Here is a 17,040-nt window from a genome sequence, read left to right as displayed (position 1 = left end):
CCTGCATAGGATGAAATGAAGATAGTTTGAGGAGGGTATGCTCACATGTCACAACACTATAGAGAAATTATTACAAAAGCAGTCGTAGGTAAAGGTCGCAAGTTTACACAATCGTCTCATACGCTTGCACCGAAAAATCGACCAACAAGCATCTTGGGGTGCTGGGTGATTAACCATGAGTACAAAGCAAAAAAAAGCGGCAGCAATGTAGAAGTTGACGGCAGATATGATATTAACATCTGGTATTCGTACAATAATAATACAAAAACCGAAGTTTGGACGGAAACCGTATCATACAAAGATAATATTAAGCTGCGCTATAAAGATGAAGATTCGATTGGAGACGATTATGAAGTAATTGTTCGCGTGCTGCAGCAGCCGAATTGCCTAGAGTGCACAATTTCACCAAATGGCAATAAAACGATTGTTCAAGTAGAGAGAGAATTATTGGCAGAAGTGATTGGCGAAACCAAGGTTTGTGTTGCAGTAAATCCGAAAGGCTGCGATGATGAAGATGAGTTTGATTTAGACGTAGATGACGATGAATTTGAAGATTTGGATCCTGATTTTATATTAGGGGACGATGAGTAACTAGGAAGAAGTTCTTCCTAGTTTTTTTATTTTTACTATTTTAAGAAAATTCTTATAAAAACAAAAAAATATATTGCTTTTTGTCGAATGCGCAGTGTATAGTAAATCTAAAGAAAATAATGCATTAATTTTCAGAAAATTTAGTTATATCAGATAAGTATTTTTTGGGGGTTTACTATGAGCTTATTTCGAAAAAAATCAATTCAAACGTTAATTAGTGAAACCAATTCTAAAGGTGTTAAATTAAAAAAGGATTTAGGCGCTTTCGATTTAACAATGTTAGGAATTGGAGCCATTATCGGAACCGGAATTTTTGTATTAACGGGTGTAGCCGCCGCTGAACATGCCGGTCCAGCTTTAGTTATATCTTTCATTATGTCAGGACTTGCGTGTGTGTTTGCAGCTCTTTGTTATGCAGAGTTTGCCTCAACAGTTCCAGTTTCAGGAAGTGCATACACTTACAGTTATGCAACATTTGGTGAATTAATCGCTTGGATTTTAGGGTGGGATCTTATCTTGGAATACGGTCTTGCTTCTTCTGCTGTAGCCAGCGGATGGTCCGGGTATTTCCAAGGATTATTAGCAGGGTTTGGCATACATTTTCCAAAAGCTTTAACAAGTGCATACAATCCTGCAAACGGCACGTATATTGATATTCCAGCAATTATGATCGTGTTTTTAATCACATTACTTTTAACGCAAGGAGTAAAAAAATCTTCACGTTTTAATGCTATCATGGTTATTATTAAACTTGCTGTTGTACTTCTGTTTATCGGGGTAGGAGTTAGCTATGTTAAACCAGAAAACTGGACGCCGTTTATGCCGTTTGGTTTCTCGGGAGTAGCGACAGGAGCAGCAACTGTATTCTTCGCCTACATTGGGTTTGATGCTGTAGCAACAGCGGCCGAGGAAGTACGCAAGCCTCAGCGGGATATGCCAATCGGAATTATCGCATCTCTCGCGATTTGTACAGTCCTTTATATCGTCGTATCGCTTATCTTAACAGGAATCGTACCTTATACAGAATTAAATGTTAAAAACCCTGTAGCATTTGCTTTAAGCTACATTAACCAAGACTGGGTAGCAGGATTTATTTCATTAGGCGCAATTGTTGGTATTACAACGGTATTACTCGTTATGATGTATGGACAAACTCGTTTATTTTATGCGATCAGTCGAGATGGTCTATTGCCAAAGCCTTTTTCAAAAATTAGTGAGAAAAAACAAACGCCAGTAGTAAATACGTGGATTACATGTTTACTAGTATCCATCTTCTCTGGTTTAGTACCATTAGGAAGATTAGCAGAGTTAACAAACATCGGTACTCTTTTTGCTTTCATGACCGTATCAATTGGAATTTTATATTTACGTAAATCAAAACAAACTTCAGAATCGACGGGTTTCCGCGTACCGTTCGTGCCGGTGATTCCAATTTTAGCTTTTGTGTTCTGTTTATACTTAGCACTTCAACTTCCAAAGTTAACATGGATTAGTTTCGTAATTTGGCTTGTACTAGGGCTAGTGGTTTACTTCTTATACGGACGTAAGCATAGTCATTTGAACAGCAGTAAATAATGAAAAGCTTCGGACAAGCTTCTTCCTTCGTCCGAAGCTTTTTTATTTGTTTTATGAAAAGAAATTGAAGATTGTTCTATTTGAATAAATTAAGTTTAAGAAAGACTTATGTTATAATACGTGTAGCAAAAACGCACAACTAGATGTGGTATGGAGGAATAGTATGGCAGCGTATACGCCAATGATACAGCAATATTTGAGAATTAAGGCAGAGTATCAAGATGCCTTTTTATTTTTTAGATTAGGTGATTTTTATGAAATGTTCTTTGAAGATGCTACGACAGCTTCTCAAGAACTTGAAATAACATTAACAAGTCGAGACGGAGGAGGACAAGAGAGAATTCCGATGTGCGGGGTTCCGTATCACTCTGCTCCTACGTATATCGAGCGTTTAATTGAAAAGGGATTTAAAGTAGCTATTTGTGAGCAAGTAGAAGACCCTAAGCATGCAAAAGGTGTTGTAAAGCGAGAAGTGGTACAGGTGATTTCACCGGGAACACTGATGAACGAACGCGGACTGCATGAAAAGGAAAATAACTATATTTGTTCTGTTACTGGGTTCGAGGATCAAACGTTTGGTCTTGCTCTTTCTGATTTGTCTACAGGAGAAAACAGCGTAACGCTTGTTAGTTCGTTTCACGATATAGTCTCAGAGATTTATGCAAAAGAAGCAAAAGAAGTCGTTGTAAGCTCTGAGTTTCCTGCTGACTTATTACAAACACTAAAAGAGCGCATGACGATTACCATTTCTTATGAGAATAGTACAGAGCAAGTAGAAGGACTAGATTATTTAGTAGAGTCGCTTCAGCAGCAAAAGCTTATTACAACGTTTGCGCGTATTCTTCAGTATTTAACTCGCACGCAGAAGCGTTCGCTTGAACACTTACAGCCCGTGCAGTTTTATCAAATCAATGAATATATGAAAATTGATTTGTTCTCTAAGCGAAACTTAGAGTTAACCGAAACGATTCGTTCAAAAGGAAAGAAAGGCTCGCTTCTATGGTTATTAGACCAGACTGTTACGGCAATGGGCGGCCGTTTATTAAAAAATTGGATTGATCGTCCGCTTTTAAAACAAGCGGATATTGATAATCGTTTGAATATGGTAGATGTCTTAATGAAACAGTTTTTTGAACGAGAAGAACTGCGGGAGTTGCTAAAAGACGTATATGATTTAGAACGCTTAGCTGGTCGAGTAGCTTTTGGTAATGTAAATGCTCGTGATTTAATTCAATTAAAAAAATCATTGCAAAATGTGCCTCATATCCAAGAGGTTGTGAATCGTTTGAATCACCCTTATGCCACCAAGCTTGTTGAAGACATTGATCCTTGTGAGCGATTAGCTAATCTTCTTGAAAGAGGATTAAAAGAGCACCCTCCTTTGTCAATTAAAGAAGGAGACATTATTAATGACGGCTATCATGAACAGCTTGATCAATACCGAGATGCAAGCCGAAACGGAAAAACGTGGATTGCGTCACTTGAACAGCAAGAGCGTGAGAAAACAGGGATTCGCTCACTGAAAATTGGTTATAATCGCGTGTTCGGCTATTATATAGAAGTAACGCGGGCAAATCTCCATCTTTTGCCTGAAGGAATGTATGAACGAAAACAGACGTTAACCAATGCAGAACGTTTTATTACGCCTGAGCTGAAAGAAAAAGAAGCGCTGATTTTAGAAGCGGAAGAGAAAATTGTAGAGCTGGAATATGAATTGTTTTTACAAATTCGTGAAGAAGTAAAAGCATATATTCCAAGGCTGCAAGAACTCGCTAAAAAAGTAAGTGAGCTTGACGTACTGCAGTGCTTTGCAAAAATCAGTGAAGAACGTCATTACACGAAGCCTATTTTTTCAAGTGAAGATATTTCGATTCAAAATGGACGCCATCCAGTGGTAGAAAAAGTAATGAATTCGCAGGAATATGTGCCAAACGACTGTCAAATGACGGATGATAGTTCAATTTTACTGATTACAGGACCCAATATGTCTGGTAAAAGTACGTACATGCGTCAGGTCGCTTTAACGGCGATATTAGCTCAAATTGGCTGTTTTGTGCCAGCAGACGAAGCGGTTCTGCCGATTTTTGATCAAGTGTTTACACGTATCGGAGCAGCCGATGACTTAATTTCAGGTCAAAGTACGTTTATGGTCGAGATGCTAGAAACGAAAAATGCAGTGACAAATGCCACTCAGTCGAGTCTAATTCTGTTAGATGAAATTGGACGCGGCACGTCTACGTATGACGGAATGGCTCTTGCTCAAGCAATTATTGAATACGTTCATGAACATATTGGCTGTAAGACACTATTTTCTACTCATTATCATGAATTAACCGTACTCGATGAGTCGCTTCCTGCGCTTAAAAATGTTCATGTAAGCGCGGTTGAAAAAAATGGGAAAGTCGTCTTTTTACACAAAATCAAAGATGGTGCCGCAGATAAAAGTTATGGTATTCACGTAGCGGAACTAGCGGAACTTCCAGATCCGCTTCTAGAGCGAGCTCGCGTCATCTTACACGATTTAGAACAATCTTCTGAGCGTGAACCTGTACATCAGGCTCCAAAAAGAGAAGAGATGACACAACAAGTTCCACAAGAAGGTGCTTCTTTGGTTCAAGAAGAACGTGCAGATAATAAAAAAGCAGATGAAGCCAATCAGCTTTCGTTCTTTGAAATAGAAGAGAAAAAAGAAAAGCCTGCGCTTTCGAAACGGGAAAAAGCAATTATAGATCGTTTAAAAGAGCTGGATATTTTAGAAATGACGCCTTTAGACGCAATGAATGCGATGTATGAACTGCAAAAATCATTAAAGAAGAAATAGATTGAGAGGAGTGAGTCTGTGGGTAAAATTGTGCAGCTTTCAGACGAACTTTCAAATAAAATTGCTGCCGGAGAGGTTGTTGAACGACCTGCTTCGGTGGTGAAAGAACTAGTCGAAAATGCTATTGATGCAAACAGTACAGTTATTGAAATTGAGCTAGAAGAAGCTGGGCTTTCAAAAATTCGTATATTGGATAATGGAGACGGCATTGCTTCTGAAGACTGCTTGACCGCTTTTAAAAGACATGCGACAAGTAAAATCAAAACAGAGCAAGATTTATTTCGAATTCGAACGTTAGGATTTCGCGGTGAAGCTTTGCCAAGTATTGCTTCGGTTTCAATGCTTGAACTCAAAACGAGTACGGGAGAAGAAGCCGGCACTCATCTTAAACTTAGAGGCGGAGAAATCGTTCATCACGAATTAACGTCAAGTCGAAAAGGTACCGAACTTGTTATTGAAAACTTATTTTTCAACACACCTGCACGTTTAAAATATATGAAGACGGTAAACACGGAGCTTGGTAACGTAACGGACGTAGTCAATCGCCTTGCGATGTCTCATCCTGAAGTTTCAATTCGGCTGATGCATCAAGGAAGACAGCTTCTGTATACGAACGGAAGCGGAGATGTGCGTCAAGTGCTTGCAGCTATTTATGGAATGGCAGTGGCCAGAAAAATGATTCCGATTAACGTTCAGTCTCTTGATTATGAAGTGAGTGGTTACGTCGCTCTTCCTGAAATTACAAGAGCTTCTCGTAACTACATGTCGACCATTATTAACGGTCGGTTTGTTAAAAACTACGGGCTGTTAAAAGCGGTACAGCAGGGCTATCATACCCTTTTACCTATCGGCCGTTTTCCAATCGTGTTTTTAACCATTACAATGGACCCTTTGTTAGTGGACGTGAATGTTCATCCAGCGAAACTAGAAGTGCGCTTAAGTAAGGAAGCGGAGCTGTTTGAACTTATTGAACAAGGAGTGAAAGCTGCTTTTAAAAAGCAGCAGTTAATTCCGGATGCTGTAGTACCAACTAAGTCAAAATCAGCTGTTCAGCCAACTGAGCAGCAGACCTTTACATTTGATCATCGGTCTAAACCGTCTGGCTATCAGCCGTCTGACATGGTTCGCGAGCCTAGCCTTAAGGAGGCTCCCGCTCGTGTAGACGAGATCATGCCGCCTGTTAAAAAAGAGGTCATACGTCAAGATGAAGAACTCGAACCAACGTTTCGAGAAATAGAACACTATGAAGAATCGGTGGAAGAAAACGCTCCTATTCCAGAACCGAGCCATTCAGCCAAAGAGCGGCCAGAACCGCGTGTTCCTGCGATGTACCCAATTGGCCAAATGCACGGAACGTATATTTTGGCACAAAATGAAAAAGGATTATTTATTATTGATCAGCACGCGGCGCAGGAGAGAATTAAGTACGAATATTTTAAGCGAAAGCTTGGAGAAGTAGATTCAGAAGTTCAAGAACTGCTTATGCCGCTTACGCTAGAGTTCTCGGGAAATGAAGCCTTGATTTTAGAAGAATACAAAGACATTCTTGCTGAAGTAGGAGTCTTTTTAGAACCGTTTGGACAAAACTCCTATATAGTTCGTTCGCATCCGCAGTGGTTTCCAAAAGGAGAGGAACAGGAAACCATTGAAGAAATGATTCAGCAAATCTTTACGATGAAACGAGTCAATATCGAAAAGTTACGAGAAGAAGCGGCTATTATGATGAGCTGTAAAGGATCGATTAAAGCGAATCATCATTTGCGAAACGATGAGATTTTTGCTTTACTTGAAACGTTGAGAAAAACAACAGATCCATTTACGTGTCCGCACGGACGACCAATTATTATTCATCATTCGACGTATGAAATGGAAAAAATGTTTAAGCGAGTGATGTAGGCAATGCGGCTAGCTGCAGCTAGCCGTTTTGTTGAATAAATCATGGCCATTTGGATAAAATGGAATGATGTGAATGCCTATAGATGAAAGTAGTGTTGTTATGACGGGAGAGAAACCCAAACTTATTGTCATTATTGGACCAACTGCGGTTGGTAAAACAAAATTGAGCATTGAACTTGCCAAACAGTTAGACGGAGAAATTATTTCAGGTGATTCCATGCAAATTTATAAAGGGATGGATATCGGAACAGCAAAGGTGTCAGAAGAAGAGATGCAGGGTATTCCCCATTACCTGATCGATATTAAGGAGCCAGATGAATCGTTTTCTGTGGCAGAATTTCAAGAGATTGTAAGAAAACAAATCGATGATATTCATGCTAGAGGAAAAATGCCGATGATTGTTGGAGGGACGGGTCTTTATATTCAATCCGTTATTTATGATTATCAGTTCACAGAAACTCCTAGTGATGAAAAAGTTCGTGAACGAATGGAAGTATTTATTAAAGCTCATGGCATTGATCCCCTCTATGAAAAGCTAAAAGAAATTGACCCAGACAGTGCAGCTGCTATCCATAAAAATAACCATCGCCGTGTAATCAGAGCGCTTGAAGTTTATGAAGTAACCGGCAAAAAATTCAGTGACTATACAAAAGAACAGTCGCAAGAGTTATTATATGACGTAAGCATTATTGGACTTACAATGGATAGAGACGTATTATATGAGAGAATTAATCACCGAGTCGATATGATGATGCAGGCTGGACTGCTTGATGAAGTCAAATCATTGTACGAAAGTGGTCTGCATGATGTACAATCAATTCAAGCTATCGGCTATAAAGAGCTGTATGCTTATTTTGAAGGACGCTGTACGCTCGAAGAAGCCGTTGAACAGTTGAAACAAAATTCACGCAGATATGCAAAGCGTCAGTTAACGTGGTTTCGAAATAAAATGCCTGTAAAATGGATAGAGATGGAAGTTGACAAATTTCCCGAAAAGTTTGCTGAAATTTTTACATATATTGCAGGAAAGCTGAAGAAAGAAGCGAATTAAGTAAACAGATAGAGAAACGAGGAGGCCGAATAATGAAACAATCAGTTAATATTCAAGACCAATTTTTAAATCAATTACGTAAAGAAAATATCTATGTGACGGTATTTCTTTTAAATGGTTTTCAATTAAGAGGACTAATTAAAGGATTTGATAACTTTACTGTGTTAATTGAATCTGAAGGAAAACAGCAGCTGATTTATAAACATGCTATTTCGACATTTGTACCAAATAAAAATATTACAGTAGAACTTGAATAGAGATTAATGAGAAGCATCCGCATATTCGGATGCTTTTTTTATGCAAATAAAGGCTTAAAAAAGTTTCTTAACATTGTTTTTACTCATCGAACATAAACCTTATAATAGACGATTATTTCTTCGGTAATAAGAGATCATTGTCTTCGTATCGTTCATCGCATGCAGCTATGCGATACAGAGAAGTGGGATGAAACGAGAGGTGAACATGGTGGAGCAGCCGATAACTCTTAAAAATAATGGGCAAATTAATATCATTTTAAATAATGAAACAAAAAAGGAAAAATCGTATACGACATCAATTCCGCGTCCTGCCAAAAAAGCTGTGATAAATCATGAGCCGCTTCGGGAAATTGAACGAGAAATGAGCGGACTGGTTGGAATGGAAGAGTTGAAAAAAATGATAAAAGAAATATATGCGTGGTTATATATTAACAAAAAAAGAGAGGAACAGGGCTTAAAAGCGGGAAAGCAGGCGCTGCATATGATGTTTAAAGGAAATCCAGGAACAGGGAAAACGACGGTAGCCCGCCTGCTAGGTAAATTATTTTTGAATATGAACATCTTGTCCAAAGGACATTTAATTGAAGCAGAGCGGGCAGATTTAGTTGGAGAATACATTGGTCATACGGCTCAGAAAACGAGAGATCTTGTAAAAAAAGCGCTTGGAGGTATTTTATTTATTGATGAGGCTTATTCTCTTGCAAGAGGGGGAGAAAAAGATTTTGGAAAAGAAGCGATTGATACATTGGTCAAACATATGGAAGATTCAAATGATAAGTTTGTATTGATTTTAGCTGGTTATCCAAGAGAAATGGAAAATTTCTTAAGTCTTAATCCAGGACTGCGCTCTAGGTTTCCGTTTATTTTTGATTTTCCGGATTATGATGTCAATGAACTGATGGACATTGCCGGTCACATGATGAATGACAGACAGTATCAGTTTAGTACAGAGGCCTATAAAAAGCTAAAAGATCATTTCATGGACGTGAAGTACAATCAGACGCCTAGGGATTTTAGTAACGGTAGATATGTGCGAAACATTATCGAACGTTCCATACGCACTCAATCCATGCGGCTTTTAGAAGAAGAAAGCTATGAGCGCAACGAGCTTCTAACTTTAACGTCAAGCGATATTCAGCTGTAAAAAAAAGCCTTTCGTCATGAAAGGCTTTTTTCTACATATTTGGCTGTCGAATCGTTTTGATCGGCAGGCGCCATTTGTAAATATATGAACACATCCGAAGACCTACAAGTAAGATAAATAACGTATAAAGTTCTACAGGCGTATTTGTAATATGCAGCCCCACGCTAAATCCTGCGATAATCGCCCATACCGCATAAATTTCATCTTTAAGAACAGTAGGCTTTCGGCGTGCTAATAAATCTCGGATAATCCCCCCGCCGCTTCCTGTTAAGACCGCAGCTACAATAACCGCGCTAAGCGGATGGTTCATATGAGTGGCATAAAGTGCTCCTTGAATCGCGAATGCTGCAAGGCCAATGGCATCCGAAAAGTTTCCCCATCGCTTCCAATGTTTTAAGATATTGTTTGGAAATAAAAAAGTGGCAGTGATAGATAATAAAGCAATCTGAAAAAAGAGTCCTTGTTCCCAAAGGGCAGACACCGGTACACCGATAAGCAGGTTTCGAATGGCTCCTCCGCCAAAAGCCGTTACGATTCCGAGTATGTAAACGCCTAAAATATCATATTCCTCTTCCATGGCAATGAAAGCTCCGCTGATTGCAAAAGCAATCGTTCCAATAATGCTAAGTACGTCCCAAGTCATGATGCTATCCCCTTTATTCTGTTTTCACCAAGTAGCGACTATTATTTTAAAATCAGGCAGCCTGATTCAAATTTCGATAAGTAAACCAATTCAAATTGTATACAGAATTTCGTGATATTTCAATGTTTTTTTAATCATCGTTTTATAGATTTTAAAAAGGGTGTTAAACTAGTAAAAGACAATGTATTCTGTCTCTTTTGCAAAGATGGAGAAATGGACATTTTTTTGATATGATATGAATGATTTGTCAATTTAATAGTAAGGGAAGGAAAAATCTTTGACAGCAGAAATGAATACTGAACTTGAACGCGTAATTTTAGTCGGATGTCAGCTTCATGACGATGACGAACGTTTTGAATATTCAATGGATGAGCTAGCATCTTTAACTGAGACTGCAAAAGGCGAAGTGCTGGTAAGGTTAACGCAAAAGCGCGATCGCATTCATCCAGCTACTTATATTGGAAAAGGGAAAGTAGAAGAACTTGTAGCTCTTGAAGAAGAGTTAGAGCCTGATTTAATTGTATTTAATGATGAATTGTCACCGAGTCAAATCCGCAATTTGTCAGCAGGGTTATCTGCGCGTATTATTGACCGCACGCAGCTGATTTTGGATATCTTCGCACAGCGTGCTCAAACGCGAGAAGGAAAAATGCAGGTGGAACTTGCTCAATTAAATTATCTGCTACCTAGGTTAGTAGGACAAGGTACCGCTTTATCGCGTCTTGGAGGCGGAATTGGAACAAGAGGTCCTGGTGAAACGAAACTTGAAAGCGACCGTAGACATATTCGCCGTAAAATTGATGAAATTAAGCGTCAGTTAAAGACAGTGGTAAGTCACCGCGAACGTTATCGAGAAAGACGTAAGCGTAATCATGTCTATCAAATTGCAATTGTGGGCTATACGAACGCTGGTAAATCGACGATCTTTAACCGTTTAACAGAAGCTGGTATTTTTGAAGAAAATCAGCTGTTTGCAACTCTTGATCCAACGACAAGACAGTATACGCTTCCGTCAGGATTAACGGCTCTGTTAACGGATACGGTTGGATTTATTCAAGATCTTCCAACAACGTTAGTAGCCGCGTTCCGTTCAACACTTGAAGAAGTAACCGAAGCTGACCTTGTTCTGCACGTGGTAGATTCATCTAATCCAGATTACAACAACCACGAAAAAACAGTGCATCGCTTACTAGAAGAGCTGAACGTAACGGACATTCCGATGCTGACAGTTTACAATAAAGAAGATATGCAGCATGAACTATTTGTCCCATCCGCTTCGACATCGTTATCAATGAGCGCTTTTAAAGCCGCTGATTTAGTGAAGCTTGGGGAAAGAATTCAAGAAGAAATGAAAAAAGAAATGGCGTTTTTTCATGTGCTGCTGCCGGCTTATGAAGGGAAAATGCTCGCTGAACTCAAAACGGTCTCTATTGTTGAGTCGTTAAAATTCAATGAAGAAACTGAGAAGTATCAGTGCAAAGGGTATATTGCAAAAGAGCATCCCCTTTACAAAAAGCTACAAACGCTTGAAGAAAGTTGAGGAACAAAGAAATGATGTTTGATCAGTTAAAAAACGGGGCACGCATTCGAGAACTTGCTGCAAAAGTAGAAAAACAAATTAAGCCCGTGCATGAGAAAATTGACGAGCGCATTGAAGCAAATCAATTTCGGGTGCTGCAAAGCTTTCAGCAAAATCGAGTGAGTGATTCACATTTTAATCCGACAACGGGGTATGGATATGACGATCTAGGCCGCGATACGTTGGAGAAAGTATACGCGGACGTTTTTGGAACAGAAGCTTGCCTGGTGCGTCCGCAAATTATTTCAGGTACGCACGCAATCGGCATATCGCTGTTTGGTGTACTGCGTCCTGGAGATGAACTATTATATATAACCGGAAAGCCTTATGACACCCTTGAAGAAATTGTTGGTATACGAGGAAGCGGCGTAGGCTCTTTAAAAGAATATAATATTAGCTATAAATCAGTAGATTTAACAGCGCAAGGTCAAGTGGATTTTGAGGAAGTGAAAGCGTCTATTCATGAGCACACAAAGATGATAGGCATTCAGCGCTCAAAAGGTTACGGCATTCGTCCTTCTTTTACAGTCGCGCAAATAAAAGAAATGATTTCTTTTGTAAAGAGTATTAAGCCTGACGTTACAGTATTTGTTGATAACTGCTACGGTGAATTTGTAGAAACAATCGAGCCAACGCATGTAGGAGCAGATTTGATGGCAGGGTCGCTTATTAAGAACCCCGGTGGAGGCCTTGCTAAAATCGGCGGTTATATTGCAGGACGCAAAGATTTAGTGGAGGCTTGTTCATACCGAATGACAACTCCTGGAATCGGTGCAGAAGCTGGAGCGACGCTTTATAGCTTACAAGAAATGTATCAAGGATTCTTCTTGGCGCCGCACGTAGTCGGTCAAGCATTAAAAGGAGCGGTTTTCTCATCCGCTATGTTTGAAGAACTAGGGATGCAAAGTGAACCGAAGTGGAACAGTGAACGAACGGATTTAATTCAATCCGTGCAGTTCGATGACCGCGATAAAATGGTTTCTTTTTGTCAGGCTATTCAATTCGCTTCGCCAATTAATTCACACGTAACAGCCTATCCTGCTTATATGCCAGGGTACGAAGATGATGTGATTATGGCAGCAGGAACGTTTATACAAGGAGCAAGCCTCGAGCTGACGGCAGATGGGCCTATCAGGCCTCCATATGTCGCTTACGTGCAGGGTGGGTTAACGTATGCTCACGTAAAAGTAGCAATATGTATGGCAGTAGATCAAATGCTGACGAAAGAACTTTTATAAAATATAAGATAGAAAGACTATTTTTCTCCCCGCTAAGAAAGAAAAGATAGGCTTATAAAAATAAACGAAGTGCTATTTATTTGTATAGAAGAAATGTTCAGAAAAATTTATGTTAGAATTACTAACATTCGGTTGACAGGTGAACTAACATAGCATACAATGTAAATAGTTAATCCAAAGGAGGAACTGAAATGAGTGACAACATTCGAAGAAATACGCCACTTTTCCCAATTGGAATTGTGATGCAGTTAACTGAGTTGTCGGCTCGCCAAATTCGCTACTATGAAGAACATGAATTAGTTGCACCAGTAAGAACAGAGGGAAATCGACGATTATTCTCATTTAACGATGTTGATAAGCTGCTTGAAATCCGTGATCTTATTGAACAAGGTGTAAACTTAGCAGGTGTAAAACAGCTGTTTCATCTTCAAAAGGAGCAAAAAGGGCATAAGCAAGAAGAAAAAGTTGTGGCAGCAACAGCAAAGCCAGAATTAACGGACGATGAATTGCGAAAAATGCTTCGTGCAGAACTTATGCAAGCAGGCCGTTTTAATCGAGCAACTTTAAATCAAGGAGATATGTCCAGGTTCTTTCATTAATAAAGTTATCAATATTTATGCCGTTCGTATATGAGGGGTATAGATTATAAATATTATATAGAGATTTAGGGGAGGATCACACGATGGCAAAGTACACAAAAGAAGATATTTTCCGCAAAGTTCAAGAAGAGAATGTAAAGTATATTCGTCTTCAGTTCACTGACATTTTAGGAACAATTAAAAACGTTGAAATTCCAGTAAGTCAATTAGAAAAAGCGTTAGACAACAAAATGATGTTTGACGGTTCTTCTATTGAAGGGTTTGTGCGTATTGAAGAATCAGATATGTACCTATTCCCGGATATTGATACATTTGTTATTTTCCCTTGGACATCTGAAAAAGGTAAAGTAGCACGTTTTATTTGTGACATCTACAATGCAGATAGAACTCCGTTTGATGGCGATCCACGTAATAACTTAAAACGTGTGTTAAAAGAGATGGAAGAGTTAGGATTTACTGATTTTAACCTTGGACCTGAGCCAGAGTTCTTCTTATTCAAATTAGACGAAAAAGGCGAACCTACATTAGAATTAAATGATAAAGGTGGCTACTTCGACTTAGCGCCAACTGACCTTGGTGAAAACTGCCGTCGTGACATCGTATTAGAGCTTGAAGAAATGGGCTTTGAAATTGAAGCATCTCACCATGAGGTAGCTCCTGGACAACACGAGATTGACTTCAAATATGCTGCTGCATTAAAAGCTTGTGATGATATCCAAACGTTCAAACTTGTTGTAAAAACAATTGCACGTAAACATGGCTTACATGCTACATTTATGCCAAAACCATTATTTGGTGTGAATGGTTCAGGTATGCACTGTAACGTTTCATTATTTAAAGATGGTCAAAACGCATTTTATGATGAAAACGGTAATCTAGAGCTAAGTGATACTGCTCGTCAATTTATCGCAGGTATCATCAAGCACGCACATAGCTTTACAGCAGTAACAAATCCTACTGTAAACTCTTATAAGCGTCTAGTGCCTGGATATGAGGCTCCTTGTTATGTTGCATGGTCTGCCCGCAACCGTAGCCCATTAATCCGTATTCCAGCTTCTCGCGGCGTAGGAACTCGTGTTGAGGTACGTAGCGTAGACCCAGCTGCTAACCCATATTTAGCAATGGCTGTTCTATTAAAAGCTGGTTTAGATGGAATCAAGAACAACCTTGAAGCTCCAAAACCTATCGATCGTAATATCTATGTAATGACAAAAGAAGAGCGTATTGAAGAAGGTATCGTAGATTTACCTGCAACATTAGCTCAAGCTTTAGATAGCTTCCAATCAAACGAAGTTATGGTTTCTGCATTAGGTGAACACTTAGCAGAGCACTTCGTTGAAGCGAAAGAAATCGAATGGGATATGTTCCGTACACAAGTTCATCCTTGGGAACGTGACCAATACATGAGCCAATATTAATTCCTAAAAGTCCGAGAGATCGTTTATACGTTCTCTCGGACTTTTTTGTTTTTCAAAATGAATAATATTCTGCATGCGTATATTAAATATCGAACTAAGCTGTTCATAAAACAAGTATAGCTGCCTGTCGTATAATTTACGGGAGGCTTTTTATTGTTTTGTTATATACAGGAAAGAATTTGGTTATATGAATTAAAAAGGATAATCTTTTTGTCTCATTGAATCTATATGTAAAAGTAGTGTATAACAGATAGAGAGATTGTTTATGTGTTCACTCTGCACTGTATTTCAGTATAACTTCAGAGAATTTTCAGCCAGGCACAGTATCGATAGAAAATACTGTTGGAGAGGAATGTAAGGAAAATGAAAGAAGGAAATTTCTTTAAAGGTTTGGTCATAGGAATTTTAATAAGCATTCCAATTTGGATTATTCTCATTGTTGTAGGTGTTCTTCTTTTTAAATAGGCTTATGACGATAATAGAATAGACAAAACTTTCCTTGTAGTGTATACTTTAAATGAAAATGATAATTATTATCATTTAATCAACGAATCAACACTCTGCATATAGCTGTCACTCCTTGAGAGCTATCCTTATTCAGTATTCTGTCTATAAAGCAGAATAACCCGTTGCCATTAGGCAGCGGGTCTTTTTTTAGTGATTTTTCACCTGCTAGGCTAGTATACGTAGCACTTTTTGCCCCCGTGCATATGTTAACAATAAGGAGGGACAAGTAATATGAAAAAAATCTATCTTGATGCAGGACATGGTGGGGCAGATGCAGGAGCAGTTGGAGCGAATGGACTGTATGAAAAAAACTTAGTTTTAAAAATTCAACAATATTTAATAAGCTATTTAAATAGCACCTACAGTGACTTTACGATTAAAACCACTCGTACCACAGATACTTTTTTATCGTTATCTCAGCGCGCTTCTCAAGCTAATTCGTGGGGAGCAGATGCATTTATGTCTATTCACGTAAATGCCGGTGGAGGAACAGGGTACGAAGATTATGTTTACAGAAGCGCTAGCAATGCCAGTAAAACGTTTCAATCAATTGTCCACGGCCAAGTACAGCCAACGCTGCTATCGTATAATCATCCGAATCGCGGTCGAAAGTCAGCCAATTATGCGGTGCTTCGCTTAACAAATATGCCCGCAGTACTAACTGAAATAGCTTTTATTGATAACCGCACCGATGCAGCACTTCTCCAAAACGAAGCTTTTTTAAAAAGCATGGGTGAATCGTATGCAAAAGGAATTGCCGTCTATTTGAATTTACCCCGTCGTGCAGTTCCAAACCCAAATCCAACACCAACACCAAATCCATCACCTTCTGAACCAGGTACAAAAACGTATACGATCAAGCAAGGAGATACGCTGTACAGTATTGCACAGAAGTACAATATAACAGTACAAGCGCTTCAAGAAGCGAATACAGGGCTTTCTGATCCTTTAACACTACAGGTTGGAAAAACAATTGTTATTCCTTCAGGGACTTCACCAAACCCATCTCCAACACCACCTGCTGAACAATATCCACTTCCCAATGGAATTTTAAAGCAAGGTGATTCTGGAGAAGCCGTGAAACAGCTTCAAAGAGCATTAAACGCAGTTAATTTTAAAGTAGGGTCAGTAGACGGAATATATGGAGTTCAAACGAAAGATGCAGTAAGACGTTTTCAGCTTGTGTATCTTCCTTATGATGTAGATGGCATTTATGGTCCTCAAACGAAAAACAAGCTAGCAGCCGTTTTAAAAGCAAAAAGTTAAAGCAAAAAGGTCTTCTGTAAGCGAGCAGAAGGCCTTTTGTTTTTCTGTTAAAAGCGCCTTAAGTACTATTTTATGGTTTACGTAAAATAATGCTTTACAAACCATTTGTACGGGAGTATATTATCTAAGAACAAAGGATAGTTATGAAAGAAACATGTTATCGATCATACCCTTTAACCGAAAATTATATTGACCTGTTATCGCTTAATTCGTCAGAAGTGGGGGACCCAAATTTGTGCATTGTCACTTGGGGTGAATCCTTTTTTTAAAGGTAGGGCTACTCTCATAGCCCGAATCCGACAGCTAACCCCATAAGCGTTTTGGAGAGGAGGTTTAAGCTGTGTAAAAACGCTGAGAACCCTTAGTGTTTTTTTTGTGCGCTTTTTTAACATAAAAAGGTATTTTTTAGGAATGATATCACTTGTTCGTGAACTTGTAACGGAGCTTAGCAATGA

13 protein-coding genes and 1 riboswitch are annotated in these 17,040 nt (G+C 38.9%); of the genes, 12 read left to right on the top strand and 1 reads right to left on the bottom strand.

The window, feature by feature from the left end; genetic code table 11:
* Positions 1–45: 45 nt before the first annotated feature.
* From ACFX4N_RS15125 to spoVK, 7 genes are all read left to right on the top strand, one after another.
* Positions 46–591: an outer spore coat protein CotE gene (locus ACFX4N_RS15125; RefSeq protein WP_013058796.1), complete on the top strand. Its 546-nt coding sequence runs from the start codon at positions 46–48 to the stop codon at positions 589–591.
* A 177-nt stretch (positions 592–768) separates the two neighbouring features.
* Positions 769–2,166 carry a branched-chain amino acid transporter BcaP gene (gene bcaP, locus ACFX4N_RS15120; RefSeq protein WP_013084740.1) on the top strand — a complete coding sequence of 466 codons (1,398 nt, stop codon included), beginning with the start codon at positions 769–771 and terminating at the stop codon, positions 2,164–2,166.
* Positions 2,167–2,329: 163 nt separating this feature from the next.
* Positions 2,330–4,987 carry a DNA mismatch repair protein MutS gene (gene mutS / locus ACFX4N_RS15115; RefSeq protein ID WP_025601389.1) on the top strand — a complete coding sequence of 886 codons (2,658 nt, stop codon included), beginning with the start codon at positions 2,330–2,332 and terminating at the stop codon, positions 4,985–4,987.
* 18 nt (positions 4,988–5,005) lie between these two features.
* Positions 5,006–6,883: a DNA mismatch repair endonuclease MutL gene (mutL, locus tag ACFX4N_RS15110; RefSeq protein ID WP_057273929.1), complete on the top strand. Its 1,878-nt coding sequence runs from the start codon at positions 5,006–5,008 to the stop codon at positions 6,881–6,883.
* A gap of 100 nt (positions 6,884–6,983) precedes the next feature.
* Positions 6,984–7,934: a tRNA (adenosine(37)-N6)-dimethylallyltransferase MiaA gene (miaA, locus tag ACFX4N_RS15105; RefSeq protein WP_050689712.1), complete on the top strand. Its 951-nt coding sequence runs from the start codon at positions 6,984–6,986 to the stop codon at positions 7,932–7,934.
* 32 nt (positions 7,935–7,966) lie between these two features.
* Positions 7,967–8,191 (top strand): RNA chaperone Hfq, encoded by a 225-nt coding sequence (hfq, locus tag ACFX4N_RS15100; protein ID WP_013058791.1) that lies wholly within the window; start codon positions 7,967–7,969, stop codon positions 8,189–8,191.
* Between the two features lie 187 nt (positions 8,192–8,378).
* Positions 8,379–9,335: a stage V sporulation protein K gene (gene spoVK / locus ACFX4N_RS15095; protein ID WP_013058790.1), complete on the top strand. Its 957-nt coding sequence runs from the start codon at positions 8,379–8,381 to the stop codon at positions 9,333–9,335.
* Between the two features lie 31 nt (positions 9,336–9,366).
* On the opposite strand, the gene ACFX4N_RS15090 is transcribed toward spoVK, so the two are convergent.
* Positions 9,367–9,978: a trimeric intracellular cation channel family protein gene (locus ACFX4N_RS15090; RefSeq protein WP_013058789.1), complete on the bottom strand. Its 612-nt coding sequence runs from the start codon at positions 9,976–9,978 to the stop codon at positions 9,367–9,369.
* 277 nt (positions 9,979–10,255) lie between these two features.
* Between ACFX4N_RS15090 and hflX the strand changes: the two genes are divergently transcribed.
* The 5 genes from hflX (at position 10,256) to ACFX4N_RS15065 (ending at position 16,585) form a co-directional block, all read left to right on the top strand.
* Positions 10,256–11,518: a GTPase HflX gene (hflX, locus tag ACFX4N_RS15085; protein ID WP_078082127.1), complete on the top strand. Its 1,263-nt coding sequence runs from the start codon at positions 10,256–10,258 to the stop codon at positions 11,516–11,518.
* Between the two features lie 14 nt (positions 11,519–11,532).
* Positions 11,533–12,795, top strand: coding sequence for a methionine gamma-lyase family protein (locus tag ACFX4N_RS15080; protein WP_013058787.1), 1,263 nt, complete (start codon positions 11,533–11,535; stop codon positions 12,793–12,795).
* Positions 12,796–12,986: 191 nt separating this feature from the next.
* Positions 12,987–13,394, top strand: coding sequence for a MerR family transcriptional regulator (locus tag ACFX4N_RS15075; protein WP_013058786.1), 408 nt, complete (start codon positions 12,987–12,989; stop codon positions 13,392–13,394).
* 83 nt (positions 13,395–13,477) lie between these two features.
* The gene (glnA, locus tag ACFX4N_RS15070) at positions 13,478–14,812 is read left to right on the top strand and encodes a type I glutamate--ammonia ligase (RefSeq protein WP_013058785.1); all 1,335 of its coding nucleotides are present in this window, start codon (positions 13,478–13,480) and stop codon (positions 14,810–14,812) included.
* Positions 14,813–15,550: 738 nt separating this feature from the next.
* The gene (locus tag ACFX4N_RS15065; RefSeq protein ID WP_029320646.1) at positions 15,551–16,585 is read left to right on the top strand and encodes an N-acetylmuramoyl-L-alanine amidase; all 1,035 of its coding nucleotides are present in this window, start codon (positions 15,551–15,553) and stop codon (positions 16,583–16,585) included.
* A gap of 191 nt (positions 16,586–16,776) precedes the next feature.
* Positions 16,777–16,918: riboswitch (cyclic di-AMP (ydaO/yuaA leader) on the top strand.
* Positions 16,919–17,040 lie beyond the last annotated feature (122 nt).

It is taken from the genome of Priestia sp. YIM B13551 (genome assembly GCF_042787905.1).
Taxonomy (GTDB): Bacteria; Bacillota; Bacilli; order Bacillales; family Bacillaceae_H; genus Priestia.
Note: the sequence above shows the minus strand (reverse complement) of the source record. Positions and strands in the feature narration are given on the sequence as shown.